At 68.7% G+C, this 23,099-nt stretch carries 17 protein-coding genes; 1 reads left to right on the plus strand and 16 read right to left on the minus strand.

The annotated features are described in order from the left end of the window. Positions 1-137 precede the first annotated feature (137 nt). From C3V38_RS01895 to rplJ, 15 genes are all read right to left on the minus strand, one after another. Complete coding sequence (locus C3V38_RS01895; RefSeq protein WP_061228415.1) at positions 138-4,097, minus strand: DNA-directed RNA polymerase subunit beta'; 3,960 nt, start codon at positions 4,095-4,097, stop codon at positions 138-140. Between the two features lie 123 nt (positions 4,098-4,220). After that, a complete protein-coding gene (locus tag C3V38_RS01900) occupies positions 4,221-7,727 on the minus strand; it encodes a DNA-directed RNA polymerase subunit beta (protein ID WP_106384974.1) in 3,507 nt (1,168 codons plus the stop codon). 418 nt (positions 7,728-8,145) lie between these two features. Next, complete coding sequence (locus tag C3V38_RS01905; RefSeq protein ID WP_061228417.1) at positions 8,146-8,817, minus strand: hypothetical protein; 672 nt, start codon at positions 8,815-8,817, stop codon at positions 8,146-8,148. A gap of 19 nt (positions 8,818-8,836) precedes the next feature. Next, a complete protein-coding gene (locus C3V38_RS01910; protein WP_232302951.1) occupies positions 8,837-9,526 on the minus strand; it encodes a hypothetical protein in 690 nt (229 codons plus the stop codon). A 53-nt stretch (positions 9,527-9,579) separates the two neighbouring features. Next, positions 9,580-10,824 carry an MCE family protein gene (locus tag C3V38_RS01915; protein WP_061228419.1) on the minus strand — a complete coding sequence of 415 codons (1,245 nt, stop codon included), beginning with the start codon at positions 10,822-10,824 and terminating at the stop codon, positions 9,580-9,582. Next, the gene (locus C3V38_RS01920; RefSeq protein ID WP_061228420.1) at positions 10,821-12,074 is read right to left on the minus strand and encodes an MCE family protein; all 1,254 of its coding nucleotides are present in this window, start codon (positions 12,072-12,074) and stop codon (positions 10,821-10,823) included. The genes C3V38_RS01915 and C3V38_RS01920 overlap by 4 nt, the downstream gene beginning before the upstream one ends. Beyond that, on the minus strand, positions 12,071-13,300 hold the full coding sequence (locus tag C3V38_RS01925) for an MCE family protein (RefSeq protein ID WP_061228455.1): 1,230 nt from the start codon (positions 13,298-13,300) through the stop codon (positions 12,071-12,073). The genes C3V38_RS01920 and C3V38_RS01925 overlap by 4 nt, the downstream gene beginning before the upstream one ends. Further along, positions 13,300-14,322, minus strand: coding sequence for an MCE family protein (locus C3V38_RS01930; protein ID WP_082767668.1), 1,023 nt, complete (start codon positions 14,320-14,322; stop codon positions 13,300-13,302). The genes C3V38_RS01925 and C3V38_RS01930 overlap by 1 nt, the downstream gene beginning before the upstream one ends. Beyond that, a complete protein-coding gene (locus C3V38_RS01935; RefSeq protein WP_061228421.1) occupies positions 14,319-15,410 on the minus strand; it encodes an MCE family protein in 1,092 nt (363 codons plus the stop codon). The genes C3V38_RS01930 and C3V38_RS01935 overlap by 4 nt, the downstream gene beginning before the upstream one ends. Beyond that, a complete protein-coding gene (locus C3V38_RS01940; RefSeq protein ID WP_061228457.1) occupies positions 15,407-16,843 on the minus strand; it encodes an MCE family protein in 1,437 nt (478 codons plus the stop codon). Before C3V38_RS01940 ends, C3V38_RS01935 begins: the two co-directional genes overlap by 4 nt. After that, complete coding sequence (locus tag C3V38_RS01945) at positions 16,840-17,649, minus strand: ABC transporter permease (protein WP_174521533.1); 810 nt, start codon at positions 17,647-17,649, stop codon at positions 16,840-16,842. Before C3V38_RS01945 ends, C3V38_RS01940 begins: the two co-directional genes overlap by 4 nt. Positions 17,650-17,697: 48 nt before the next feature. Beyond that, on the minus strand, positions 17,698-18,528 hold the full coding sequence (locus C3V38_RS01950; RefSeq protein ID WP_061228423.1) for an ABC transporter permease: 831 nt from the start codon (positions 18,526-18,528) through the stop codon (positions 17,698-17,700). Between the two features lie 25 nt (positions 18,529-18,553). Beyond that, positions 18,554-19,720, minus strand: a complete 1,167-nt coding sequence (locus C3V38_RS01955) for an ABC transporter ATP-binding protein (protein WP_061228424.1) — start codon at positions 19,718-19,720, stop codon at positions 18,554-18,556. A gap of 210 nt (positions 19,721-19,930) precedes the next feature. Then, positions 19,931-20,317: a 50S ribosomal protein L7/L12 gene (gene rplL, locus C3V38_RS01960; RefSeq protein ID WP_061228425.1), complete on the minus strand. Its 387-nt coding sequence runs from the start codon at positions 20,315-20,317 to the stop codon at positions 19,931-19,933. A gap of 60 nt (positions 20,318-20,377) precedes the next feature. Next, on the minus strand, positions 20,378-20,890 hold the full coding sequence (rplJ, locus tag C3V38_RS01965; RefSeq protein WP_061228426.1) for a 50S ribosomal protein L10: 513 nt from the start codon (positions 20,888-20,890) through the stop codon (positions 20,378-20,380). A gap of 339 nt (positions 20,891-21,229) precedes the next feature. Here rplJ and C3V38_RS01970 point away from each other — a divergent pair, with 339 nt between their 5' ends. Further along, complete coding sequence (locus C3V38_RS01970; protein ID WP_106384975.1) at positions 21,230-22,213, plus strand: diacylglycerol kinase family protein; 984 nt, start codon at positions 21,230-21,232, stop codon at positions 22,211-22,213. 133 nt (positions 22,214-22,346) lie between these two features. Here C3V38_RS01970 and rplA read toward each other — a convergent pair whose 3' ends face one another. Beyond that, positions 22,347-23,069 carry a 50S ribosomal protein L1 gene (gene rplA, locus C3V38_RS01975; protein WP_061228428.1) on the minus strand — a complete coding sequence of 241 codons (723 nt, stop codon included), beginning with the start codon at positions 23,067-23,069 and terminating at the stop codon, positions 22,347-22,349. Between the last annotated feature and the right edge of the window lie 30 nt (positions 23,070-23,099).

Here is a 23,099-nt window from a genome sequence, read left to right on the forward strand (position 1 = left end):
GTCTAGAACACGTTCCCCAGCAGCAAGGACGCGGCCGGGCAGCCGACCCGCCGACACACCGGACCCCCGGCACGCGGGGTGCTCGGGGGTCCGGTGAGACGGGCTGGGCGCGGCGGCGATCCTGCCGCGCCAGCCGATCAGTAGCCCAGGTCGTCGAGGCGGACGGACGCGCCGGTGGCGTCGCCGAAACCGTCCTCGGGGCCGTAGAAGCCGTCGCCGTAGTCCGGGATGGAGTAGGCGGCGGCGCGGGCCTCCTCGGTGGGCTCGACCGTCGAGTTCCGGTAGCGGTTGATACCGGTACCCGCCGGGATGAGCTTACCGATGATGACGTTCTCCTTGAGGCCCACGAGCCGGTCCGACCGCTTGTTGATCGCGGCGTCGGTGAGGACGCGGGTGGTCTCCTGGAAGGAGGCCGCCGAGAGCCACGAGTCGGTGGCGAGCGAGGCCTTGGTGATGCCCATGAGGACCGGGCGCGCCGAGGCCGGCGAACCACCCTCGGTGAGCACGCGGCGGTTCTCCGCCGTGAGCTCGGCACGCTCCACCAGGGCACCCGGCAGGAACTCGGTGCTGTTCGACTCGTTGATCGCGACGCGGCGCATCATCTGGCGGACGATGACCTCGATGTGCTTGTCGTGGATCGACACGCCCTGCGAGCGGTAGACCTTCTGCACCTCGTCGACGAGGTGCTTCTGGACACCGTTCGGGCCGAGGATCGCCAGCACCTCGTGCGGGTCCGCCGGGCCCTCGAGGAGCGCCTGACCGCGCTCGAGATGGTCGCCGTCGGCGATCGGCCGCGAGGAGCCGTCGTCGAGGGTGATGTGAGCGAGACCCTGACGCTTGGAGAGCTTCTCGTAGACGATCTCGTCCGCCCCGTTGTCGGGCACGATCGTGATCGTGTAGAAGCGCTCCTCCTCGTCGATGCGGATCCGGCCCGCCTCCTCGGCGATCGGCGCCTTGCCCTTGGGCACGCGCGCCTCGAACAGCTCCTGCACACGTGGCAGACCACCGGTGATGTCGTCGCCGACGCCACCCTGGTGGAACGTACGCATCGTGAGCTGGGTACCGGGCTCACCGATCGACTGGGCGGCGACGATGCCGACGGCCTCGCCGATGTCCACCAGCTGACCGGTCGCCATCGAGCGGCCGTAGCAGGTGGCGCAGACGCCGGTGCCGGTGGTGCAGGTCAGGACCGAGCGCACCTTGACCTTCTCCACGCCGGCGCTGATGAGCGCCTCGATGGTCGGGTCGCCCAGGTCTGTGCCCGCCGACACGATGACCGTGCCGTTGGCGTCGACCGCGTCCTCGGCGAGCGTCCGGGCGAACGTCGAGGTCTCGACGTGCTCGTCGCGCTCGAGGACACCCGTGGAGTTGCCCTGGGCGTCCATGATCGGACGGGCGATGGTCGTCTCCACGCCCTTGCTGGTGCCACAGTCGGTCTCGCGGACGATGACGTCCTGGGAGACGTCGACCAGACGACGGGTGAGGTAGCCCGAGTCGGCGGTACGCAGGGCGGTGTCGGCCAGACCCTTACGCGCACCGTGCGTGTTCATGAAGTACTCGAGCACCGTCAGGCCCTCGCGGAACGAGGACTTGATGGGCTGCGGGATGAACTCGCCGTTCGGACGGGTCACCAGGCCCTTCATGCCGGCCAGCGACCGGATCTGGGTCATATTGCCCGCCGCGCCCGACTTCACGATCGTCGGGATCGGGTTGTCGTCCGGGTAGTTGGCCTCCATGGCCTGGCCGATCTCGTCGGTGGCCTCCTGCCAGAGCTTGACCAGGTCGCTCTTGCGCTCCTCGTCGGTGATCTTGCCGAGGTCGTACTGCGACTCGAGGCGCGCGGCCTTGGTGTCGTACGAGGCGAGGATTTCCTTCTTGGCCGGCGGCACGAGCACGTCGGACATGGCGATGGTGACACCCGACCGGGTGGCCCAGTAGAAGCCGGTGTCCTTGAGCTTGTCCACCGTCTGCGCCACGACGATCATCGGGTAGCGCTCGGCTAGGTCGTTGATGATGACGGCCTGACGCTTCTTCGGCATCTGCTCGTTGACGAACGGGTAGTCCGCCGGGAGCAGCTCGTTGAACATGACGCGGCCGAGCGTGGTCTCGGCCAGCCACTCCTGCCCGGGGGTCCAGCCCTCGGGGAACTGCTCCGCCTCGATCTCGGCGCTGGGGCGCTGCTGCGTCATCCGGACCCGGATCGGGGCGTGGATGTCGAGCACACCCAGGTCGACGGCCATGATGGCCTCGGCCGGGGTCGCGTACACGCCGGTCGCCGGCGCGTCGTCGGTGGCGGGCTCGTAGGCGCCCTCGGCGCCCTCGTCCAGACGGGTCAGGTAGTAGAGGCCCGTGACCATGTCCAGACGCGGCATGGCGAGCGGACGACCCGACGCCGGCGACAGGATGTTGTTCGACGCGAGCATGAGGATGCGCGCCTCGGCCTGCGCCTCCGCGGACAGCGGGAGGTGCACGGCCATCTGGTCGCCGTCGAAGTCGGCGTTGAAGGCCTCACACACGAGCGGGTGCAGCTGGATGGCCTTGCCCTCGACGAGCTGCGGCTCGAACGCCTGGATACCCAGGCGGTGCAGGGTCGGAGCGCGGTTGAGCATCACCGGGTGCTCGGCGATGACCTCTTCGAGCACGTCCCACACCTGATCGCGCTGACGCTCGACCATGCGCTTGGCGGACTTGATGTTCTGCGCGTGGTTGAGGTCGACGAGCCGCTTCATGACGAACGGCTTGAACAGCTCGAGCGCCATCAGCTTGGGCAGACCGCACTGGTGTAGCTGGAGTTGCGGGCCGACGACGATGACCGAACGGCCCGAGTAGTCGACGCGCTTGCCGAGGAGGTTCTGACGGAACCGGCCCTGCTTGCCCTTGAGCAGGTCCGACAGGGACTTGAGCGGGCGGTTGCCCGGCCCCGTGACGGGCCGCCCGCGGCGACCGTTGTCGAACAGCGCGTCGACGGACTCCTGAAGCATCCGCTTCTCGTTGTTGACGATGATCTCGGGCGCGCCGAGGTCCATCAGTCGCTTGAGGCGGTTGTTGCGGTTGATCACGCGACGGTAGAGGTCGTTGAGGTCCGACGTGGCGAAGCGGCCACCGTCGAGCTGGACCATCGGCCGCAGCTCCGGCGGGATCACCGGGACGGCGCCGAGCACCATGGCTGCCGGGTGGTTGCCCGACTGCAGGAATGCGGAGACGACCTTGAGCCGCTTGAGGGCGCGGATCTTCTTCTGCCCCTTGCCGTTGCGGATGATCTCGCGCAGCGACTCGGCCTCGGCCTCGAGGTCAAAGTTCAGCAGCAGCTGCTGGATCGCCTCGGCACCCATGCCGCCCTCGAAGTACTCGCCGAAGCGGTCCTCGAGCTCGCGGTAGATGCCCTCGTCGGCGATGATCTGGTTGACGTCGAGCTTGACGAAGGTGTTCCAGATCTCCTCGAGGCGGTCCAGCTCACGCTGGGCGGCCTCGCGGATCTTCTTCATCTCCTTCTCGCCGCCGTCCTTGACCTTGCGGCGCTGGTCGGCCTTGGCACCCTCGGCCTCGAGCTCGGCGAGGTCGGCCTCGAGCTTGCGCGCGCGGGCCTCGATGTCGGAGTCGCGCTCGTCCTCGATGATCTTGCGCTCCTCGAGGAACTGCGCCTCGAGGGTGCTGAGCTCGTTGTGACGCAGCTCGGTGTCGACGCCCGTGATGACGTAGGCGGCGAAGTAGATGATCTTGTCGAGGTCCTTGGGCGCGAGGTCCAGGAGGTAACCCAGACGCGACGGGACGCCCTTGAAGTACCAGATGTGGGTGACGGGCGCGGCCAGCTCGATGTGGCCCATACGCTCACGACGCACCTTGGCGCGGGTCACCTCGACGCCGCAGCGCTCACAGATGATGCCCTTGAAGCGCACGCGCTTGTACTTGCCGCAGTAGCACTCCCAGTCCCGGGTGGGGCCGAAGATCTTCTCGCAGAACAGGCCCTCCTTCTCCGGCTTGAGGGTGCGGTAGTTGATGGTCTCCGGCTTCTTGACCTCGCCGTAGGACCAGTTACGGATGTCCTCGGCGGTCGCGAGGCTGATGACCAGCTCGTCGAAGTAGTTGACGTCCTGCACGTAGGCGTCCTTTCCCGGGTGGGATGATGGCGGGCCCCTCGCGGGGTGGGGCCGGTGGGGCCCGCCGTGGTGGAACTCGAATCTGTCGGGTGCGGGGCGGGGCGGCGGCTGCCGCCCTCCCGCCTACTGGGCCAGCTCGTCGGCCGCCGAGGACTCGTCGCGCGAGAGGTTGATCCCGAGGTTCGCGGCGGTACGGTCGAGGTCGTCGTCGTCACCCTCGCCCAGGGAGACCGCCTGGCCGTCGCTGGAGAGCACCTCGACGTTGAGGCACAGCGACTGCAGCTCCTTGAGGAGGACCTTGAAGGACTCCGGGATGCCCGGCTCGGGGATGTTCTCGCCCTTGACGATCGCCTCGTAGACCTTCACGCGGCCCACGACGTCGTCGGACTTGATGGTGAGCAGCTCCTGCAGCGTGTACGCCGCGCCGTAGGCCTGCATCGCCCAGCACTCCATCTCACCGAAGCGCTGGCCGCCGAACTGGGCCTTACCGCCGAGCGGCTGCTGGGTGATCATCGAGTACGGACCGGTCGAGCGGGCGTGGATCTTGTCGTCCACCAGGTGGTGCAGCTTGAGGATGTACATGTAACCCACGGCCACCGGGTACGGGAACGGCTCGCCGGAGCGGCCGTCGAACAGCGTCGCCTTGCCGTCGGCCTTGACCATCCGCTCACCGTCACGGTTCGGCAGGGTGCAGCCGAGCAGACCGGTGATCTCGGTGTCGGCCGCGCCGTCGAAGACGGGGGTCGCGGTGTTGGTGCCGGCCTCGACGTGGTGGATCTCCTCCGGCAGCTTGGTCGCCCAGTCGGGCAGGGAGCCGTCCGCCTCGCGCGGCACCTCCCAGCCCGCCTTGGCCAGCCAGCCGAGGTGGGTCTCCATGATCTGACCGATGTTCATACGACGCGGGACGCCGTGCGTGTTGAGGATGATGTCGACCGGCGTGCCGTCGGGCATGAACGGCATGTCCTCGGCGGGGAGGATCTTGCCGATGACGCCCTTGTTGCCGTGCCGGCCGGCGAGCTTGTCGCCGTCCTGGATCTTGCGCTTCTGCGCCACGTACACGCGCACCAGCTCGTTGACGCCGGGCGGCAGATCGTCGTCGTCGTCGCGCGAGAACACGCGCACACCGATGACCTTGCCGGACTCACCGTGGGGCACCTTGAGCGAGGTGTCGCGCACCTCGCGCGCCTTCTCTCCGAAGATCGCGCGCAACAGGCGCTCCTCCGGGGTCAGCTCGGTCTCGCCCTTCGGGGTGACCTTGCCGACCAGCACGTCGCCGTCGCGGACCTCGGCGCCGATGCGCACGATGCCGCGGTCGTCGAGGTCGGCGAGGACCTCGTCGGAGACGTTGGGGATGTCGCGGGTGATCTCCTCGGCGCCCAGCTTGGTGTCGCGGGCGTCGATCTCGTGCTCCTCGATGTGGATGGACGTGAGCACGTCCTCCTCCACGAGGCGCTGCGAGAGGATGATCGCGTCCTCGTAGTTGTGACCCTCCCACGGCATGATCGCCACGAGCAGGTTCTTGCCGAGCGCCATCTCGCCGTTCTCGGTGCAGGGGCCGTCGGCGAGGACCTGGCCGACCTCGACGCGGTCGCCCTCGTCGACGATCGGCTTCTGGTTGGAGCAGGTGCCCTGGTTGGAGCGCGCGAACTTGGACAGGCGGTACGTCTGACGACCGCCGTCGTCGTCCATGACGGTGATGAAGTCGGCCGAGACCTCCTCCACGATGCCCGGGTGGGTGTTCACGACGACGTCGCCGGCGTCGACGGCCGCACGCAGCTCCATGCCGGTGCCGACGAGCGGCGCCTCGGAACGTACGAGCGGCACGGACTGACGCTGCATGTTCGCGCCCATGAGGGCACGGTTGGCGTCGTCGTGCTCGAGGAACGGGATCATCGCGGTGGCGACGGAGACCATCTGCCGCGGCGAGACGTCCATGTAGTCGACGTCACCGGCCTCGACGACCTCGACGTCGCCGTGCTTCTTGCGGACGAGGATGCGTTCCTCGACGAAGCGACCCTCGGTGTCGATCTCCGAGTTGGCCTGCGCGACGACGTAGCGGTCCTCCTCGTCAGCCGTCAGGTAGTCCACCTGGTCGGTGACGACGCCTTCGACGACACGGCGGTACGGGGTCTCGATGAACCCGAACGGGTTGACGCGGGCGTACACCGAGAGTGAACCGATGAGACCGATGTTGGGACCCTCGGGGGTCTCGATCGGGCACATGCGGCCGTAGTGCGAGGCGTGGACGTCGCGGACCTCGAGGCCGGCGCGCTCACGCGAGAGGCCGCCGGGACCGAGCGCCGAGAGGCGACGCTTGTGCGTCAGGCCCGACAGCGGGTTGTTCTGGTCCATGAACTGCGACATCTGGGAGGTTCCGAAGAACTCCTTGAGCGCCGCGGTGATGGGCCGGATGTTGATCAGCGACTGCGGGGTGATCGCCTCGGAGTCCTGCGTTGTCATGCGTTCGCGGACGACGCGCTCCATGCGGGACAGGCCGACGCGGACCTGGTTCTGGATGAGCTCGCCGACGGTGCGCAGACGACGGTTGCCGAAGTGGTCGATGTCGTCGACCTCGACCGGCACCTCGCGGCCGCCGGCGACCTGCATGCTCGACTCGCCCGCGTGGAGGCGCACGAGGTACTCGATGGTCGCGGCGATGTCCTCGCGCGTGAGCGTGGTGGTGGCGTCGCCCTCCGGATCCGGCAGGCCGAGCTTGCGGTTGACCTTGTAGCGACCGACGCGGGCCAGGTCGTAGCGCTTCTCCTTGAAGAAGAGGTTCTCCAGGAGGGCCTCGGCGGACTCGCGGGTCGGCGGCTCGCCCGGGCGCAGCTTGCGGTAGATCTCCAGCAGGGCCTGGTCGGTGTCCTCGACCGTGTCCTTCTCCAGCGTGGACATCATGATCTCGGAGAAGCCGTAGCGCTCCTTGATCTCGGTGGTGGTCCAGCCCAGCGCCTTGAGCAGCACGGTGACCGACTGGCGACGCTTGCGGTCGATGCGCACGCCCACGGTGTCGCGCTTGTCGACGTCGAACTCGAGCCACGCGCCGCGCGACGGGATGACCTTGACGGAGTGGACGTCCTTCTCCGTGGACTTGTCGCGTGAACGGTCGAAGTACACGCCCGGCGACCGGACGAGCTGGGACACGACGACCCGCTCGGTGCCGTTGATGATGAACGTGCCCTTGTCGGTCATCATGGGGAAATCGCCCATGAAGACGGTCTGCGACTTGATCTCACCGGTCTCGGTGTTCTCGAACTCCGCGGTGACGAACAGGGGCGCCTCGTACGTGCGGTCCTTCTCGCGGCAGTCCTCGAGGGACGCCTTCACCTCTTCGAAGTACGGCTCCGAGAACGAGAGGGACATGGAGCCGGAGAAGTCCTCGATCGGGGAGATCTCCTTGAGGATGGACTCCAGACCTCCCTCGAGGTTCGTGGTACCGCGCGAGGCGGCCCTCTGCTGCCACTCCTCCGAACCGATGAACCACTCGAACGACTCCGTCTGGAGGTCGAGCAGCCCCGGGACCGGCAACGGCTCGGAGAGCTTCGCGAACGAGACTCTCCGGGGCGCACCGGGAACGGTGGAGACTGACGTGGTCTGGCGGGAGACTGCCAAGATGGGTCCTTCCAGCACCTCACGTGATCACCACGGGCGGTGACCACAGATGTATCTGCGAGCGGTCCGCCGACGGTTATCCCCCCAGGTCCGCGACCGGATGGAAGGCTCGGAGATCGCCCGGGGAAACCGGGGACGAGCCGTCACGGACGGACGAGTGGGCAAATAGCAGCCAGCGCAACGACCTAATCTAGTGGAAGGCGGCGACAAAGTCCAGCCTTCGACGGGAAAGCCCCGGAGGCTGCTCATATACGCGGCGCGTCGTCCGTCTCTGCGCTGGTTGCCCTCGTGGCTCTCGCCTCATCGGCCCCCGGTCGGGACGTCGCGCCCGGGCGGTGTGGATCACGCCCGACGCTCCTAAAGGGTGACGGGTGAAAGCCCGTTCGTCAAGGATCCGACTCGGTCGGGTCTCTGATCGGTGCTCGCACAGGCTCCGTCAGGAGGGGAGGTCGGGGATCCTGGAGAGCTTCCACACGCCGTCGACCTTGTCGAGGCCGACGAGGTACGTGCCGCTGGTACTGCCGGCGGCCGCGCCGTCGCGGCTCATGGACACGTCCTGGACCAGCAGGACCTCGGCCTTGTCGCCCTGCAGGTAGGACAGGCCCGCCTCACGGACGAGCGCGTCGACGGTGGTCGCGGTCTGCTCGTAGCTGTCCCGTAGAGCGGGCCAGTTCCGCTCGAGCTCCTCCACGAGCCCCGGGGTGAGGAACTCCTCGAGCGAGGCGTGGTACTCGTCGAGTTTCTCGTGGTCGATCGCCACGAGCCGCTGCACGTTGGTCGTCGCGGCGGCGAGGACCTCCTCGGTGGCCTGCTGGTCCACGAACGCCCGGTTCTCGACCGAGACGCCGGGTTCGGTCGCCAGGAACGCCCCCGCGGCGCCGGCGACCAGACCGACCGCCACGGCGGCGGACGCGAGGACGACCCCGGAGGGACGACGACGAGGCGTGCGCTCCCCCGTGTCCCCGCCCGCCGCCGCGTCGTGCGCTACGTCCGGGGCGGGGTCCGCCGGGCCGGCGGTGGTCTCGGCCCGGGTCGGCCCGGAGTGCCCGGCGAGGCGTCGCCGGGCCTGCGGGGTGGCCTGCTTCTGGGTTCTCTTGATGGGTGGCATCAGTTCTTCCCGCCCTTCGTCATCGGCCGGCGGTGGTGGTCGGCGCCGGGGTGGTCTCCTCCGCCTCCGGCGCGTCGTCGCTCCCCTGCTCCCCGGCGGCCGCCTCGGGCACCGCCAGGCCCTGCACCGACCGGCTGGACTGACCGACGGGGACGGTCACGCCGACCTGGTTGACCGCGTCGGCCTTCCACTGCCCCTCGACGCGGGTGAGATCGACACGCATGGCCTGGCGGCCCGTGATGTCGTCCTGGCCCTCCCGCTCGGAGTGCGCGGTGAACACGACCAGCACGGCGGCGTCGCCGGCGCCCCGGTCGAGGGTCTCGACCGCGGTGTGGGAGACGGTGGCCGTGGTGACCGCCTTCTGCTCCACCACGCGTGTGCGCACGTCCTGCGCCCACTGCTCCTGCTCCGCGAGGAAATCGCCCGTCGAGGCCGCGGCGAGCTGCTCGAGCGAGTCGTCCACGTCGCGGTGGTCGAAGCTGAACGCGTTGATGATCACCTGCGCGGCCGTCTCGGCGACCTCCTCGCGCTCCTGCGCCACCTGGTGCGCGGATCGCGCCTGGAGGTATCGCGTCCCCCCGACACCGAGCACCGCGAGCCCGGCCACCAGCACGACGACGGCCACGACGGCCATCCAGACGGGGACGCCGGCCCGCGTGCGGTCGGTCGCGGCGGGCGCGGGGTCCTCGTCCGTCGGCTGCGAACTCATGGCGGCGACGGTACCGGACGAGCGTCCTGACGGGTGATCCCCCGGTCGCCCCGTCACCGTGGGATCAGCCCCTGGAGGACGGCGAGCTGCTCGGCGGCCACGGACAGGTTGAGGCGGTCCGGGTCGATCTTCGGTGTACTGTCCCAGGGCTGCGGGACGTCGGGGTGTGCGTATTCCACCCGGTCGGCGCCGCGGACGGCCGTCGGACTGCCGAACGGCACCGTGCAGCGCGCCTCGTAGTTGGGCGGGAAGTCCTGCTCCAGCGGGTCGAAGGACGGGTCCTGCGCCTTGAGCTGCTCGATGATCTCGTAGGTCCTTTCGTAGCCCTGCGTACAGGGTGTGGGATTGTCCATTTCCAGTACCAGGCCGAAGTGGATGGTCCCGTCGCCCGGTGCCACGGACAGACCGCCCGCGGACAGTGCGGGCAGCAGCTGCAGCAGCACCACGAACGACGGCGCCAGCGGATCGACGGTCTTCATGGTGGTGGACAGGTTGCCCACCGCCCGGGTGAGGGGCTCGCCCGAGTTGTCGATCAGTGCACGGGTCTCGTCGGCGAACTCCGGGGCGGTGGAGATGAGCCGCTCGAGGTCCGAATCGGAGTCCCGCAGGGCCTCGGTCACGGTCCGCAGATCACGCGAGAAGCTGACGATCTCCCCGGACTGGTCGGCCTGGGTGTCGAGCACCGTCGCCCCGTCCCGGATGAGCGCCTGCAGCTGCGGCATAGTGCGGATCCCCTCCTCGGAGAGACGGATGAGCGAGTCCGACAGCCGCTGGAGCTGTGGCCCGCGGCCCTCGAAGGCGTCGCCGAGTTCGTCGACCATGACCTCGAGGTCGTCCAGCGGGACCGAGCGGGACAGGTCGTCGACCGAGGCCAGGAGGTCCTCGACGCGCACGGGCAGCGCTTCGCTGCCTGCCGTGATGACGTCGCCGTCCTGCAGGTGCGGCTCGGTGTAGCTGTTGGGCCTGAGGTCCACGAACTGCTCGCCGATCGCCGAGCGGTTGGCGACCACGGCCATCGTGTCGGCGGGAATCCCCGGGGCGTCGGAGTCGAGATCGAGTTCGACGCGCACCCCGCCGTCGGTCAGCGTCAGCTCCCCGACGCGCCCGACGGCGGTCCCACGGTAGTTGACTGCCGCGTTGGTGAACACGCCGCCGGTGTCCGGCAGGTCGAGGTAGACCTTGTACTGCCCGATTCCCAGCAGGGACGGCAGTCGGACGTAGTTGGCGCCGACATAGGCGATACCCACCGCTGCTATCACGCAGAAGGCGATGAGCTGGGTTCTCAGTGTCTTGCTCATCGGTATCCGGGCTCCCCTGGTTCGGGCAGGTAGTTCTCGGAGAACTCCGAGGTCCCCGGCGCGGGCCTGGGCTCGACGGCCCGGTCCATGACGGGTGGTACCGGCAACAGCGGCAGGACGATGGTGGTCCTCCGGTCCGGGCCGTTGTCGCCCTCCCACGGGTTGCCGGGGTCGACGTTGTACGGCCCTCTTGTGGTGGTCGGACGCAGCGGGACCGGGTCACCCTGGTTCGCGCCGAGGTTGCGGAGTGTCTCGGAGATGGTCGCGTCGATCGACAGGAACACGTTGGCCGAGCCACCGATGGTCGAGCGGATCGACGAGTCGGGGAACGGGAACGTGGGCACGAAGCCGGTGAGCTCGATGAGGTCCGGCGTCGACTCACCGAGGTACTGCAGCACGGGCCGGAGGGCGCGCAGGTCGGCGATGAGGTCCTCACGACTGGTGAGCAGGATGTCGGACCCGACCTGGCCCAGGGCGTCGATGCGACGCAGCATCTCCACCAGCTGCGGCCGCTGCTCCTCGAGGACCGCGACGCCGGCGGGGAGCTCGTCGAGTGCGGCCTGGATCTGTTCGCGCTGATCGTTGGCCCGGGCGGTCATGAGGTTGACGCCCTCGAGCGCGGCGGTGATGCTGTCGCGCTGCCGGTTGAGCCCGGCGATGAGCTCGTCGGCGGACCGGAGCGTCTCGGTGAGTCCGTCCTCTCGCCCGTCGGTGGCCTTGCGCAGTTCGGCGACGATCGGCTGCAGCTGGTCGACACCGCCGCCGTTGAGCAACAGCGACAGGGCGCCGAGGACCTGCTCGATGTCCGTGGCGGTCCGGGTGTTGGACGTGGAGATGACGTCCCCGTCCGCGAGCCGACCGGTGGGCGGCTCGTCCTCCGGCGGGGTGAGCTGGACGAACTTCTCACCCAGCAGGTTGGTCTGCTGGATGGACGCCTCCGTGTTGGCGGGCAGCTCCAGGTCGTCACGCAGGACGATGTCGACCTGGGCCGTCCAGCCGTCCTCGGCCAGCGAGATCCCGGTCACGCGCCCGGCGTCGAGTCCGTTGACCTTCACGGTGGACTGCAGCACCAGATCGAGCACGTCGTCGAACCTGATCGAGACATCCATGGGGTCGTCACCGACGTCGGCGCCCCCGGGCAGCGTGTAGTCCTCGAGGTTCATCGAACAGCCGGCGGCCACGGCCGCGACGAGGGCGGCCGCGCCCAGCGCGCGGCCCGCGCGGCCCGCCGGATTGAGCTGTCGCCTCATCCCCGTCCCCCTTCGGAAGCGGGCGTCATGGGCCACCCGCGGTTGCCCTCGACCGTCCCCGGCACCGGGATGGACTGCTTCATCTCGCCGGCGAGGATGCCGAGCGGCAGATCCGGGTTGGACGTGCGCAGTTCCTGGTTGCGCTGGGGCGCGAGCGCCTCGCACGCCTGGATGTCGGCGCGACGGAGGTTGTCCAGCTCCTGGAACAGTTCGTTGCCCGGGTTGAGCCGGCCCAGCTTCATGATCTGGCACAGGATGCCGGCCGGGTTCTGCTTCTCGGGGATGTTCGGGCGCATCGACAGGGTGCCGGACTCCGCGTCGTAGGCGTTGATGAGGTTGGCCAGCGCCAGGGGCGCGGTCTTGAGGATCTCCTCGAGGTCGTCACGCTGGTCGGCGGTGATCTGGCTGATCGTCACCAGGCGGTCGGCGTTGCTGCGGATCACGTCCTGGTTGTCCCGCACGAGACGCGCGACGTCGGCCAACGCGTAGCTCAGTTCGCCCAGCGCACCCTGGAGGTCCTCACGCTGCCCGGCCACCGTCTGGTTGAAGGAGGCCATCTGGGAGTTGAACTCGCGCACCTGGGCGTCGTTCTCCGCCAGCATGGTGACGAAGGACTGCAGGTTGACCACGGTCTCGCTGATGTCCTGGCTCGAGTCGGCCAGTGTCGTCGCGGCGCGGGACAGTTCGTCGATCGAGCGCCCCAGGGCGGCACCGTTGTCGGCGAGGGTGTCGGCGGAGGTGGCGACGAAGCGGTCGAGGGCACCGTCGCGGTTCGCGCCGTCGGGGCCGAGCGCCTCGGTGAGGTCCTTGACCGACGCGTACAGCTTGTCGACCTCGACGGGCGTCGCCGTCCGCTCGATCGGGATGTGCGCGCCCGACTCCATGATCGGGCCGCCCGAGTACGCCGGGACGATCTGGATGTTGCGGTCCGGGATCACCGAGGGGGTGACCTGGACGGCCTTGGCGCCGGCGGGGAGGTCGATGCCTCTGCGCACGTGGAGGCGCACCTCGACGGTGTCACCCATGGGGGTGACCTCTTCGACCGATCCGACCGTCACGCCGAGGATGCGGACGTCGGTGCCCTCGGAGATGCCCACCGCGGACGGGAACGTCGCGGTGATGGTGGTGCGCCCGAGTCGGGTCACCGCGAGGTAGGTGACGGCGACGACCGCGACGACGACGACGAGGAGCAACGCCACCAGCCAGTACGGCAGCTTCTTGTGCATCACTTGATCCCACTCTGTCGGGCCGGCGTCCGGGCGCCCGGGTAGAAGGGCGGTTCCGGCGCTCCCGGCGGGATGAGGTTGGTGACCACGGAGTCGAACCACCGGCCGGTGCCCAGCATGTTGGCGTACAGCCGGTAGAAGGGCGCGAGGTTGTGGATGGACTTCTTGAGGTCCTCCTCGTGGTCGGTGAGGATCTCCAGCGCGGAGTCGAGACTGTCGAGCGTCGGGCCGAACTTCGCCTCGTTGTCCGCCACGAACAATCGCAGCTCGGTCGACAGACCGCGGGTCGACGCCAGGACCAGTTTGAGGGTCTCCGCGCGCTCGTTGAGCTCGCCGAGCAGCTGACCGGTGCCGATGATGAGCCGGCGGAAGTCGTCGTTGCGCTCGGCGAGGATCCGCGAGCTCGTCCGGGTGGCCTCGAGCAGCTGCCGCAGTTCGGCGTCCCGGCTGGAGATGGTCTGGGACAGCCGCGCGACGCCGTCGACCGCGCCGCGGAACTCCTCGGGTGAGGCCTGCATCGCGTCGGTGAGGGTGTCCAGACTCTCCGCCAACTTGACGTCGTCGATCTCGTCGAGCGTCTCGGCCGCGGAGGAGAACGCCGTGACCACGTCGTACGGGGCCACCGTCCGTTCGAGCGGGATCGGTTCGGACCGGTTCAGCTCGCCCGTCCCCGCGGGGTCGAGCGCGAGGAACTTCTGCCCCAGGACGGTCTTGACCTGGATGCTCGCCCGGGTGTCGTCGCCGAGCCAGGCGTCCTCGGCCCGGAAGCCCACGAGTACCTTGTCTCCCTCGAGCTCGACGTCGGTGACCACGCCCACCTTGATTCCGGCGACGCGGACCTCGTTGCCGCCGGTGAGACCCGCCGCCTCGGAGAAGTAGGCCTCGTACTTCGGCCCCGCCCCGACGATGGGCAGGGCGTCCAGTCGGAAGGAGCCGAGCGTGAGCACGAGGATCGTGATCACGCCGATCGCCCCGATGGTGGCGTTACCGAACCGGGGCTCGCCCGGCTTGCGCCTGCTCACGGGATCCCTCCTTCATGGCATCGCGGTGCGACGTTGGTGTACAGGACGTGGTTGAGCGTGGGTCCTCCGCTCGGCAGCAGGTTCGGCACGTTGTTACCCGGGCCGTGTACTAGGTCGGCGCCGCACAGATAGAACTGGAACCAGGAACCGAACGAACCCATCCGGATGAGGTTGTCGGTCTTGAGCGGCATGTTCGTGAGGACCTCGCTGAGCTTCTCCTCGTTGTTGGCGAGATTGTCGGTGACCAACTTGAGGTGGTCTAGCGACTCGGTGACGGCCGGCCGCGTCCCGGTGACGACGTTCTCGGCCGAGGACGTCAGATCCGCCATCGACTCGAGCGAACCGCCGATGGCGTCCCGCTCGGCGGCCAATCCCTCGACGAGCTGCCTGGTGGTCACCACGAGTTGCTGGAACTGGACGTCACGCTCGTTGATCGTCTCGAGCACCCTGGTGAGGTTGTCGATGACCTCCCCGATCACCTGATCGCGGTCGGCCAGGTGGTTGGTGAGCTGGCCGGTCTGACGGACGAGGTTCGTCACCGTGCCACCCTCGCCCTGCAGGACCCGCACCAGCGAGTCGGCGAGGGCGTTGACGTCCTCGGGCTGCAGGGTGGTGAACAACGGCCGGAAGCCGTTGAACAGGGCGGTGAGGTCGACGGCGGGCGACGTCTTCTCGATGGGGATGGTGGTGCCCTCGGGAAGAGTCGGCTGGACCGGCCCCGGTTCGCGCGAGATGTTCATGTACCGCTGGCCGATCATGTTGCGGAACCGGAGGCTGAGGTGGACGTTAGCCGGCAGGGTGCGGTCACCGGCGAGGGTGAAGTACACCTTGGCCTGGTCGCGCTCGTGGATCTCGAAGTCGGTCACGTGCCCCACCACCACTCCCGCGATCCGGACGTCGTCACCCTCCTCGACCATGGTCGCGTCGGAGAAGATCGCGGAGTACTCGGTGCCCTTCTCGCGAGTACCGCCCCGGATGGTCGTGGCGAGGACGGTCGACAGCAGACCGGTGACCACGATGAAGATGACGAGCTTGACGAACGAGGACAGCAGGCCCCCGCGGAACAGCGCTCCGAGTCTGGTCTTCACTCGAACGCCACCTCCGTCCCGCGGAGTGCCGGGGCGCCGAGGGCACCGACCCAGCCCGGGATCTCGGCAGCGTCACGGGCGGAGGCGACGCCGTAGACCGTGCGGACGGTGTCGGTCTCCAGCGGGGACCCGGCGTAGGCCATGGCCATGACATCCGCGTCCCGTCCGGCGGTCACGGTCGACGGGAACGGACGGTTCGGCTGCTCGGGCACCGCGCGTCCGGGTGCCGCGGGGACGGAGCCCCTGCTGCGGAGCGCCGGGACCGGACCGTCGAGGTCCAGTGGGTTGGGCAAGGTCGGCATGCTCTGCGGGCCGGGATTACGCGACGGCGGCTGGAACGCGCCGTCGGCGATCGCCCCGCCGGGGGCCATGGGAAAGATGTCGGGCTCCTGGGCCGGTTCGTAGCAGCGCGGACCGCGAGTGTCGAAGAACCGCGGCTCGTCCTGGTTGGGCACGTACCGCCCCTTCGGGTTCACCACCTCTATGGTCACCCGGATGCCGGGGTGCGGGTCCCCCACGCCGAGGATCGCATCGGAGCGGTCCAGGGCGACCATGAAGTTCTCGACGGTGCACGGCAGGGCCGGCGAGTACTCGGCGAGGTACTCCAGCGAGGTCCGCGAGTCGGCCGCCAGGGCGATGAGGTCCGTGCGGTTGTTGGCCAGGAAACCGGTGAGCACCTCGGCGGAGGTGCTGATGCGCTGCAGTCCGTCCGCGATGTCGGTGCGTCGCTGGATGACCGTGTCGCCGGTGGTCCGCAGGGCGTCGAGGGCGTGGACGAGATCCGGCAGCGCCTCGGAGTACGTCTGGGAGAAGGTCGCGAGGTCCTGCAACCCGGACTCCAGGGCGGGCATCTCCTCGGAGATGCCCTCGAAGACCCGGCCGATCTCCACCAGGCTCGCCCCGATCTCGTCGCCTCGGCCGGCCAGCGCCTGGTTGAGCGCGCCGAGGGTGCCGGCGAGCTTCTGCGGGGGCACGGCCTCGAGCACGGGCAGCAACCCGTCGAGGACCCGGCCGAGCTCGACCGCGTTACCCCGCGTGTCCTGCTCGATGGTGTCGCCCGGTTCGAGCGCGCCCGTCGGCGTGTCGGGGAAGCCGAGGTCCACGTAGCGCTCGCCGAACAGCGTCTTGGGCAGGAGCCTGCCGCTGATGTTGGCCGGGAGCTGGCCCATGAAGTCCGGATCGAACTCCATGTTCACGCGCACCTGGTCGCCGTCGGGCTCGACCCCGGAGACCCGTCCGACGAGGACTCCGCGGGCCTTGACGTCCGCGTCCACGGGCAATGAGTAGGCCATGTCGTCGGTGACCATGGTGACGCTGTCGGACGCGGTGAATGCGCGGTTGTAGATCGCGACCGTGGTCGCGACGAACGCCACGACGATGACGACGAACAGGGTCGCCAGGAGTCGCTTGCGTGTCGATGACATCTCGTTCATCCGGCCACCCGCACCGTCGTGGTCGTGCCCCACAGGGCGAGTCCGACGAAGAAGTTGAGGATGGCCACCACGACGATCGTGGTGCGTACCGCGCGACCGACCGCGACGCCCACGCCGGCCGGTCCGCCGGTGGCGGTGAACCCGTAGTAGCAGTGGATCATCACCAGGACGAACGCGAAGATGATGACCTTGACGAAGGAGTAGATCACGTCTTCGGGCGGCAGGAAGAGATGGAAGTAGTGGTCGAAGGAGCCCGTCGACTGCCCCTGGACCATCGTGTTGACGCCCCGGGTGGCGAGGTAGGACGACAGCAGACCGACCACATAGAGCGGGATGACCGCGATGAACCCGGCGATGATCCGGGTGGTCACCAGGTACGGCACGCTGGGGATCGCCATCACCTCGAGGGCGTCGATCTCCTCCGAGATGCGCATGGCCCCGAGCTGGGCGGTGAACCCGCATCCGACGGTGGCGGACAGCGCGAGTGAGGCCACCAGCGGCGCGACCTCACGGGTGTTGACGTAGGCCGACAGGAAGCCGGTGAGCACCGAGCTGCCGATCTGATCCAGGGCGGCGTAACCCTGGAGCCCCACGACCACGCCGGTGAAACCGCTCATCATGACGATCACGCCGATGGTCCCGCCGAGGACGGCGAGCACGCCCACTCCGAAGGTCACCTCGGCGATGAGCCTCAGAACCTCTTTGCGGTAATGGACGATCGTCTGCGGGATCCACCGGATCGCGCGCAGGTGGAAGGCGAGCTGGTCGCCGAGCGAGTCGAACGAGGCTATGGGGCCGCGGATCATGGCCCGGATCCGGGCCCGGGTGGGGCCGACGTCGGTGTGGATCGCCATCTACGACCCCTTCGGCGGGACGATCTGCAGGTACATCGCCGTGAGGATGAGGTTGGCGAAGAACAGCAGGAGGAAGGTCAGGACCACGCCCAGGTTGACGGCGTCGCCGACCCCCTTGGGACCGCCCTTGGGGTTCATGCCGCAGTAGGACGAGACGACTCCGGCGATGAGCCCGAAGACGAGGGCCTTGAGCGACGACATGATGAAGTCGGGCAGCTGGGCGAGCGCCCCGAACGACATGAGGTACGCGCCGGGCGTGCCGCCCTGCAGCAGGATGTTGAACACGTAGCCGCCGGCGATGCCGACGATCGAGACGAGTCCGTTGAGCAGGACGGCGATCAGCATCATGCCCAGCACGCGGGGGACCACGAGTCGCTGGACCGGGTCGATCCCCAGCACCCGCATCGCGTCGAGTTCCTCGCGGATGGTGCGGGCGCCGAGGTCGGCGGCGACCGCGGACCCCGCCGCGCCGGCAATGAGCAGCGAGGTCACCAGCGGCGCCCCCTGCTGCACGACGGCGAGGACGCCGGTGGCCCCGGTGTAGGCCTCCGCCCCGAGCTGCTGGACCAGCGAACCCGTCTGCATCGCGACGACCGCGCCGAACGGGATCGCCACGAGCGCCGACGGCAGGATCGTCACCGAGGCGATGAACCAGGACTGCCCGATGAACTCACGGAACTGGAACGGTCGTCTGAAAATTCCCCGCAGCACCTCGAGGAAGAGTCGGAACACCTTGCCGGCCTCGCCGAACGCGGTGCGGACGCCACCGCCGACATCCGACGGCGACACCCCTGTTCTTCTCTCTGGCTGCTGGGTCGTGCCCTCCGCCATGTATTCTCCCCCGACCTCTCCTGCCTCAGTGCTGACCGGAACCGTAGTGGTCGTCGAGCCCCGACGGGCTCGCACCTCCCGGCGTGGCGGCGTGTGCGGGGGTCGTGGCGGGCTCTGCAGCGGTGGTCGCAGAGTCGGCGTGGGCCGACTCCGCGGGCACGGAATCCTGGGTGTGGGCGGCGGCGGTCGAGCGTCCGTTGCCGTGCCCACGGGCGGCCCACTCCGTCCGGATGGCCTCCCGGGCCTCGGGCGGAAGGGCGTCGAGCATCTCGGCGACCCGCTTCTCGCGGCGGAGTTCGCCCTGACGCTGCGGGCTGCCGGGGGTCGGCTGCATCTGCGGCGGAACGCCCTTGACCTCGTCCTCGCCCGGGGAGCCGTCGTTGTGGCCGGCCTCGGCGTGAGCCTGCTCCTGGCGCATCTGCGCGTCGTCCTTCTCTTCGGACATGCCGATGGGCCCGAGCTTCGATCCGCGCAGGAACTGGCGGACCGACGGCTCCTCGCTGGTGAGCAGCACCTCACGCGGGCCGAACATCACGAGGTTCTTGCGGTAGAGCATGCCCAGGTTGTCGGGGACCGTGCGCGCGAGGTTGATGTTGTGCGTCACGATGAGGATCGTGGCGTCGATCTGCGCGTTGATGTCGATCAACAGCTGCGCGAGGTACGTCGTGCGGACCGGGTCGAGGCCCGAGTCGGGCTCGTCGACGAGGATGATCTCCGGGTCGAGCACCAGCGCGCGGGCGAGGCCGGCCCGCTTCCGCATACCGCCGGAGATCTCGCCCGGCAACTTGCCCTCGGCACCGGTCAGACCGGTGAGCTCGAGCTTCTCCATGACGATGTCGCTGATCTCGGACTCGGGCTTTCGGGTGTGCTCGCGCAGGGGGAACGCCACGTTGTCGTAGAGGTCCATGGAGCCGAACAGCGCGCCGTCCTGGAAGAGGACGCCGAACAGCTTGCGGATCTCGTAGAGCTCCTTGGCGGTGCACTGCAGGATGTCCGTGCCGTCGATGATGATCTTGCCGCGCTCGGGCCGCAGCAGGCCGATGAGCGATTTGAGGAAGACGGACTTACCGGTGCCCGACGGGCCGAGGAGCGCACTGACCTCACCCTCGGGGAGGGTGAACGAGACGTCCTCCCAGATCTTCTGCGAACCGAAGGACTTGGTCAGCCCCTCGACGGAAACCTCGACACCCACGGCAACCACTCCTCACTGCAGCCATCATCTGTGGCCACGGTCACTGTAAGCTACCGCTCCGTAGGCGTGCGGTGTTACATGGCCCGGAAAAGTGTTCCGCTCGGATCGTCGAGAGTGCTCGTGGGCGTGGGGATGTGCCGGTCGTACAGACGCCACAGGGGCGGCCCGGCGATGTCGCCGGGCCGCCCCTGTGGACGGTGGTGCGTCAGGTCACTTGAGGGTGACGGTGGCACCGGCCTCTTCGAGCTTGGTCTTGGCGGCCTCGGCGGCCTCCTTGTCGGCCTTCTCGATGATCGCCTTGGGGGCGGACTCGACGAGGTCCTTGGCCTCCTTGAGGCCCAGGCCCGACACGATCTCGCGCACGACCTTGATCACGCCGATCTTCTTGTCGCCGGCCGACTCCAGGACGACGTCGAACTCGTCCTGCTCGGCGGCGGCCTCGCCACCGGCAGCCGGGGCGCCGGCGGCGGCGACGGCGACCGGAGCGGCCGCGGTGACCTCGAAGGTGTCCTCGAACAGCTTCACGAACTCGGAGAGCTCGAGAAGAGTCATCTCCTTGAAGGCCTCGAGCAGCTCGTCGTTGCTGAGCTTCGCCATGGTGGCGTCCTTTCTGTTGGTCCCGGTGCCGTCAGACGGCCCGGAAGCATGTGGGGTGGATCAGTTCTTCTTGTCCTGGAGCGCCGCGAACAGACGTGCCAGCTGCGAGGCGGGCGCGTTGAACAGGCCGGCGGCCTTGGCCTGGTTGCCCTTGAGGGCACCGGCCATCTTCGCGAGCAGGACCTCGCGGGACTCGAGCTCGGCGATCTTGTCGAGCTCGTCGGCGGACAGCGGGGCGCCGTCCATGACGCCGCCCTTGATGACGAGCGCCTTGTTGTCCTTGGCGAAGTTCTTGAGCGCCTTGGCGGCGTCCACGACCTCACCGGTGACGAACGCGATGGCGGTGGGACCGGACAGGAGGTCGTCGAGACCCTCGACTCCGGCTTCCTCGGCCGCACGCTTGACCAGGGTGTTCTTGGCCACGGTGTACGTGGCCGCGTCACCCAGCGTCTTGCGCAGCTCGGTCACCTGGGGAACGGAGAGTCCGCGGTACTCGGTGACCACGGCGGTGGAGGAGTTCTGGAAGTGCTGCTTGATCTCCTCGACGGCCTGGACCTTTGCGGGCTTTGCCATGTTTCGCCTCCTTTCTGCATCATCTCGCCCGGGAGAGACACGAACGCCCCGTGCGCAGGTGGCACGGGGCGCGGAGGAGGCGGGCCCGCGGGCGCGCTGTCGTCTACGCTGACCGGTGTTCTCCTGCGCGGGCCGTCCGGGCGCTCCCGGACCCTTCGACCACCCCCGGCGGGAATGGCGACCTGCGGTCTTCGGTGAAACTTGATCAGGCGCCCGGGGGCCTGGACCTCCGAGCGTTCAAACTTCGGACCCAAGGGTATAGGCGGCGGACGCCGCATACCAAATCGCCCGGGCCGGCCGCGAATGGCGGCAAGTCCGGCTTTCTGACAGATTGGTCCCGTGTCTCCAGCCTCCTCCCGCCTCGCCGTCGTCTATAACCCCACCAAGGTCGGAGTCGACGAGGTGCGCCGTCGCGCCACGGCACGGGCGTCCCGGCACGGGTGGACCGACCCCGTCTTCCTCGAGACCACGGAGGACGACCCCGGCACCGGTCAGGCCGGCGAGGCGGCGGCGCAGGGCGCCGGGCTGGTGATCGCGTGCGGCGGCGACGGCACCGTGCGCTCGGTCGCACAGGGACTGATCGGCACCACGGTGCCGATGGGCGTGGTCCCCCTCGGCACCGGCAACCTGCTGGCCCGGAATCTCGACATCCCCCTGGACGACGTCGACCGCGCGCTGCGGGTGGCCATGACCGGACGCAGCCGCGCCATCGACATCGGCGAGGTCCGCTACACGGACGGCGAGGGCGACTCCCACGACGACGTGTTCCTGGTGATGCTCGGTGCCGGGATGGACGCCGACATGATCGCCGGCACAGACGACGACCTCAAGGCGCGGGTGGGCTGGCTCGCCTACGTGGGCGCCTTCGCCTCCACCCTGCTGCGCGGCCACAGGATCAGGGTGGACTACTCCCTCGACGACGGCCCGCGGATCCAGACCCGCGCGAGGACCCTGCTCGTGGCGAACTGCGGGATGCTGCAGGCGGGGATGGTGCTGCTGCCGGACGCGGTGATCGACGACGGCCTGCTGGACGTGATGGCCCTGCGCGCGAAGGGCGCGATCGGGTGGGCCAAGGCCGGCGCGGTCCTCGCGCAACACACCGTCCGCCACCGCCTCAGCGCGCTGCGCCGCGGCGGCGGTTCGTCCCACGAGCCCGAGCGTCACGAGACCCGCCCGGTGGACTTCCGCCAGGGCGTGAGTGTCACCGCGCGCATCCTCGAGAAGCCGGCCGCGTTCCAGATCGACGGCGAGGACTGCGGAACAGTCGCCGAGTTCTCCGCCCGGATCAAGCGGAGGGGCCTCGCGGTACGCGTCGCGTACTGAACGCGCCGCCGGGCCTCGGACGCGCATCAGGGGTCCCGACGGATCAGGAGCGCGAGGACGGCGCGGATCCGGAAAAGCGGAAGGCCCCGCGCCGGGGATTCCGGTCGCGGGGCCTTCGGCCGAGCTGGCTAGCTCACTCCGAGTCGGTGCCGGCCTCGAGGAGCTTCGAGATCGCCTGCGTGTCGACCGGGATGCCGGGGCCGGTCGTGGTGGAGAAGGTGATCTTCTGCAGGTAGCGGCCCTTGGAGGAGGACGGCTTGAGGCGCAAGACCTCGTCGAGCGCAGCCTGGTAGTTCTCCGTGAGCTGCTCCGGCGTGAAGGATGCCTTGCCCACGATGAAGTGCAGGTTGTTGGCCTTGTCGGTGCGGAAGGTGATCTTTCCGCCCTTGATGTCGTTGACGGCCTTGGTCACGTCCATGGTGACGGTGCCCGTCTTGGGGTTGGGCATGAGACCACGCGGACCGAGAACGCGGGCCACACGGCCGACCTTGGCCATCTGGTCCGGGGTGGCGATCGCTGCGTCGAAGTCGAGCCAGCCGCCCTGGATGCGCTCGATGAGGTCATCGGAGCCGACGGCGTCGGCGCCTGCGGCCTCGGCCTCGGTGGCCTTCTCGCCCTCGGCGAAGACGATCACGCGGGCGGTCTTACCGGTACCGTGCGGAAGGTTCACGGTGCCACGGACCATCTGGTCCGCCTTGCGGGAGTCGACGCCAAGTCGCATGGCAACCTCGACGGTGGCATCCATCTTCGTCGAGGAGGTGTCCTTGGCCAGGGCCAGGGCTTCCAGAGGCGAGTACAGCTTGGTGCGGTCGACCTTTTCAGCGGCGGCCTTGTAGGCCTTGCTGTTCTTGCTCATGTCTCATCCATTCCTGCCGCGTCACTCACG

This window comes from Dietzia sp. oral taxon 368 (genome assembly GCF_002999155.1).
Taxonomy (GTDB): domain Bacteria; phylum Actinomycetota; class Actinomycetes; order Mycobacteriales; family Mycobacteriaceae; genus Dietzia; species Dietzia cinnamea.

Excerpts from the sequence above, each read along its gene's own strand:
- C3V38_RS01925 (WP_061228455.1), bottom strand. The coding sequence starts at position 13,300 with ATGCACAAGAAGCTGCCGTACTGGCTGGTGGCGTTGCTCCTCGTCGTC.
- C3V38_RS01920 (WP_061228420.1), bottom strand. The coding sequence starts at position 12,074 with ATGAGGCGACAGCTCAATCCGGCGGGCCGCGCGGGCCGCGCGCTGGGC.
- rplL (WP_061228425.1), bottom strand. The coding sequence starts at position 20,317 with ATGGCGAAGCTCAGCAACGACGAGCTGCTCGAGGCCTTCAAGGAGATG.
- C3V38_RS01940 (WP_061228457.1), bottom strand. The coding sequence starts at position 16,843 with ATGAACGAGATGTCATCGACACGCAAGCGACTCCTGGCGACCCTGTTC.
- rplA (WP_061228428.1), bottom strand. The coding sequence starts at position 23,069 with ATGAGCAAGAACAGCAAGGCCTACAAGGCCGCCGCTGAAAAGGTCGAC.
- C3V38_RS01950 (WP_061228423.1), bottom strand. The coding sequence starts at position 18,528 with ATGGCGGAGGGCACGACCCAGCAGCCAGAGAGAAGAACAGGGGTGTCG.
- C3V38_RS01915 (WP_061228419.1), bottom strand. The coding sequence starts at position 10,824 with ATGAGCAAGACACTGAGAACCCAGCTCATCGCCTTCTGCGTGATAGCA.
- C3V38_RS01945 (WP_174521533.1), bottom strand. The coding sequence starts at position 17,649 with ATGATCCGCGGCCCCATAGCCTCGTTCGACTCGCTCGGCGACCAGCTC.
- C3V38_RS01905 (WP_061228417.1), bottom strand. The coding sequence starts at position 8,817 with ATGCCACCCATCAAGAGAACCCAGAAGCAGGCCACCCCGCAGGCCCGG.
- C3V38_RS01910 (WP_232302951.1), bottom strand. The coding sequence starts at position 9,526 with ATGAGTTCGCAGCCGACGGACGAGGACCCCGCGCCCGCCGCGACCGAC.
- rplJ (WP_061228426.1), bottom strand. The coding sequence starts at position 20,890 with ATGGCAAAGCCCGCAAAGGTCCAGGCCGTCGAGGAGATCAAGCAGCAC.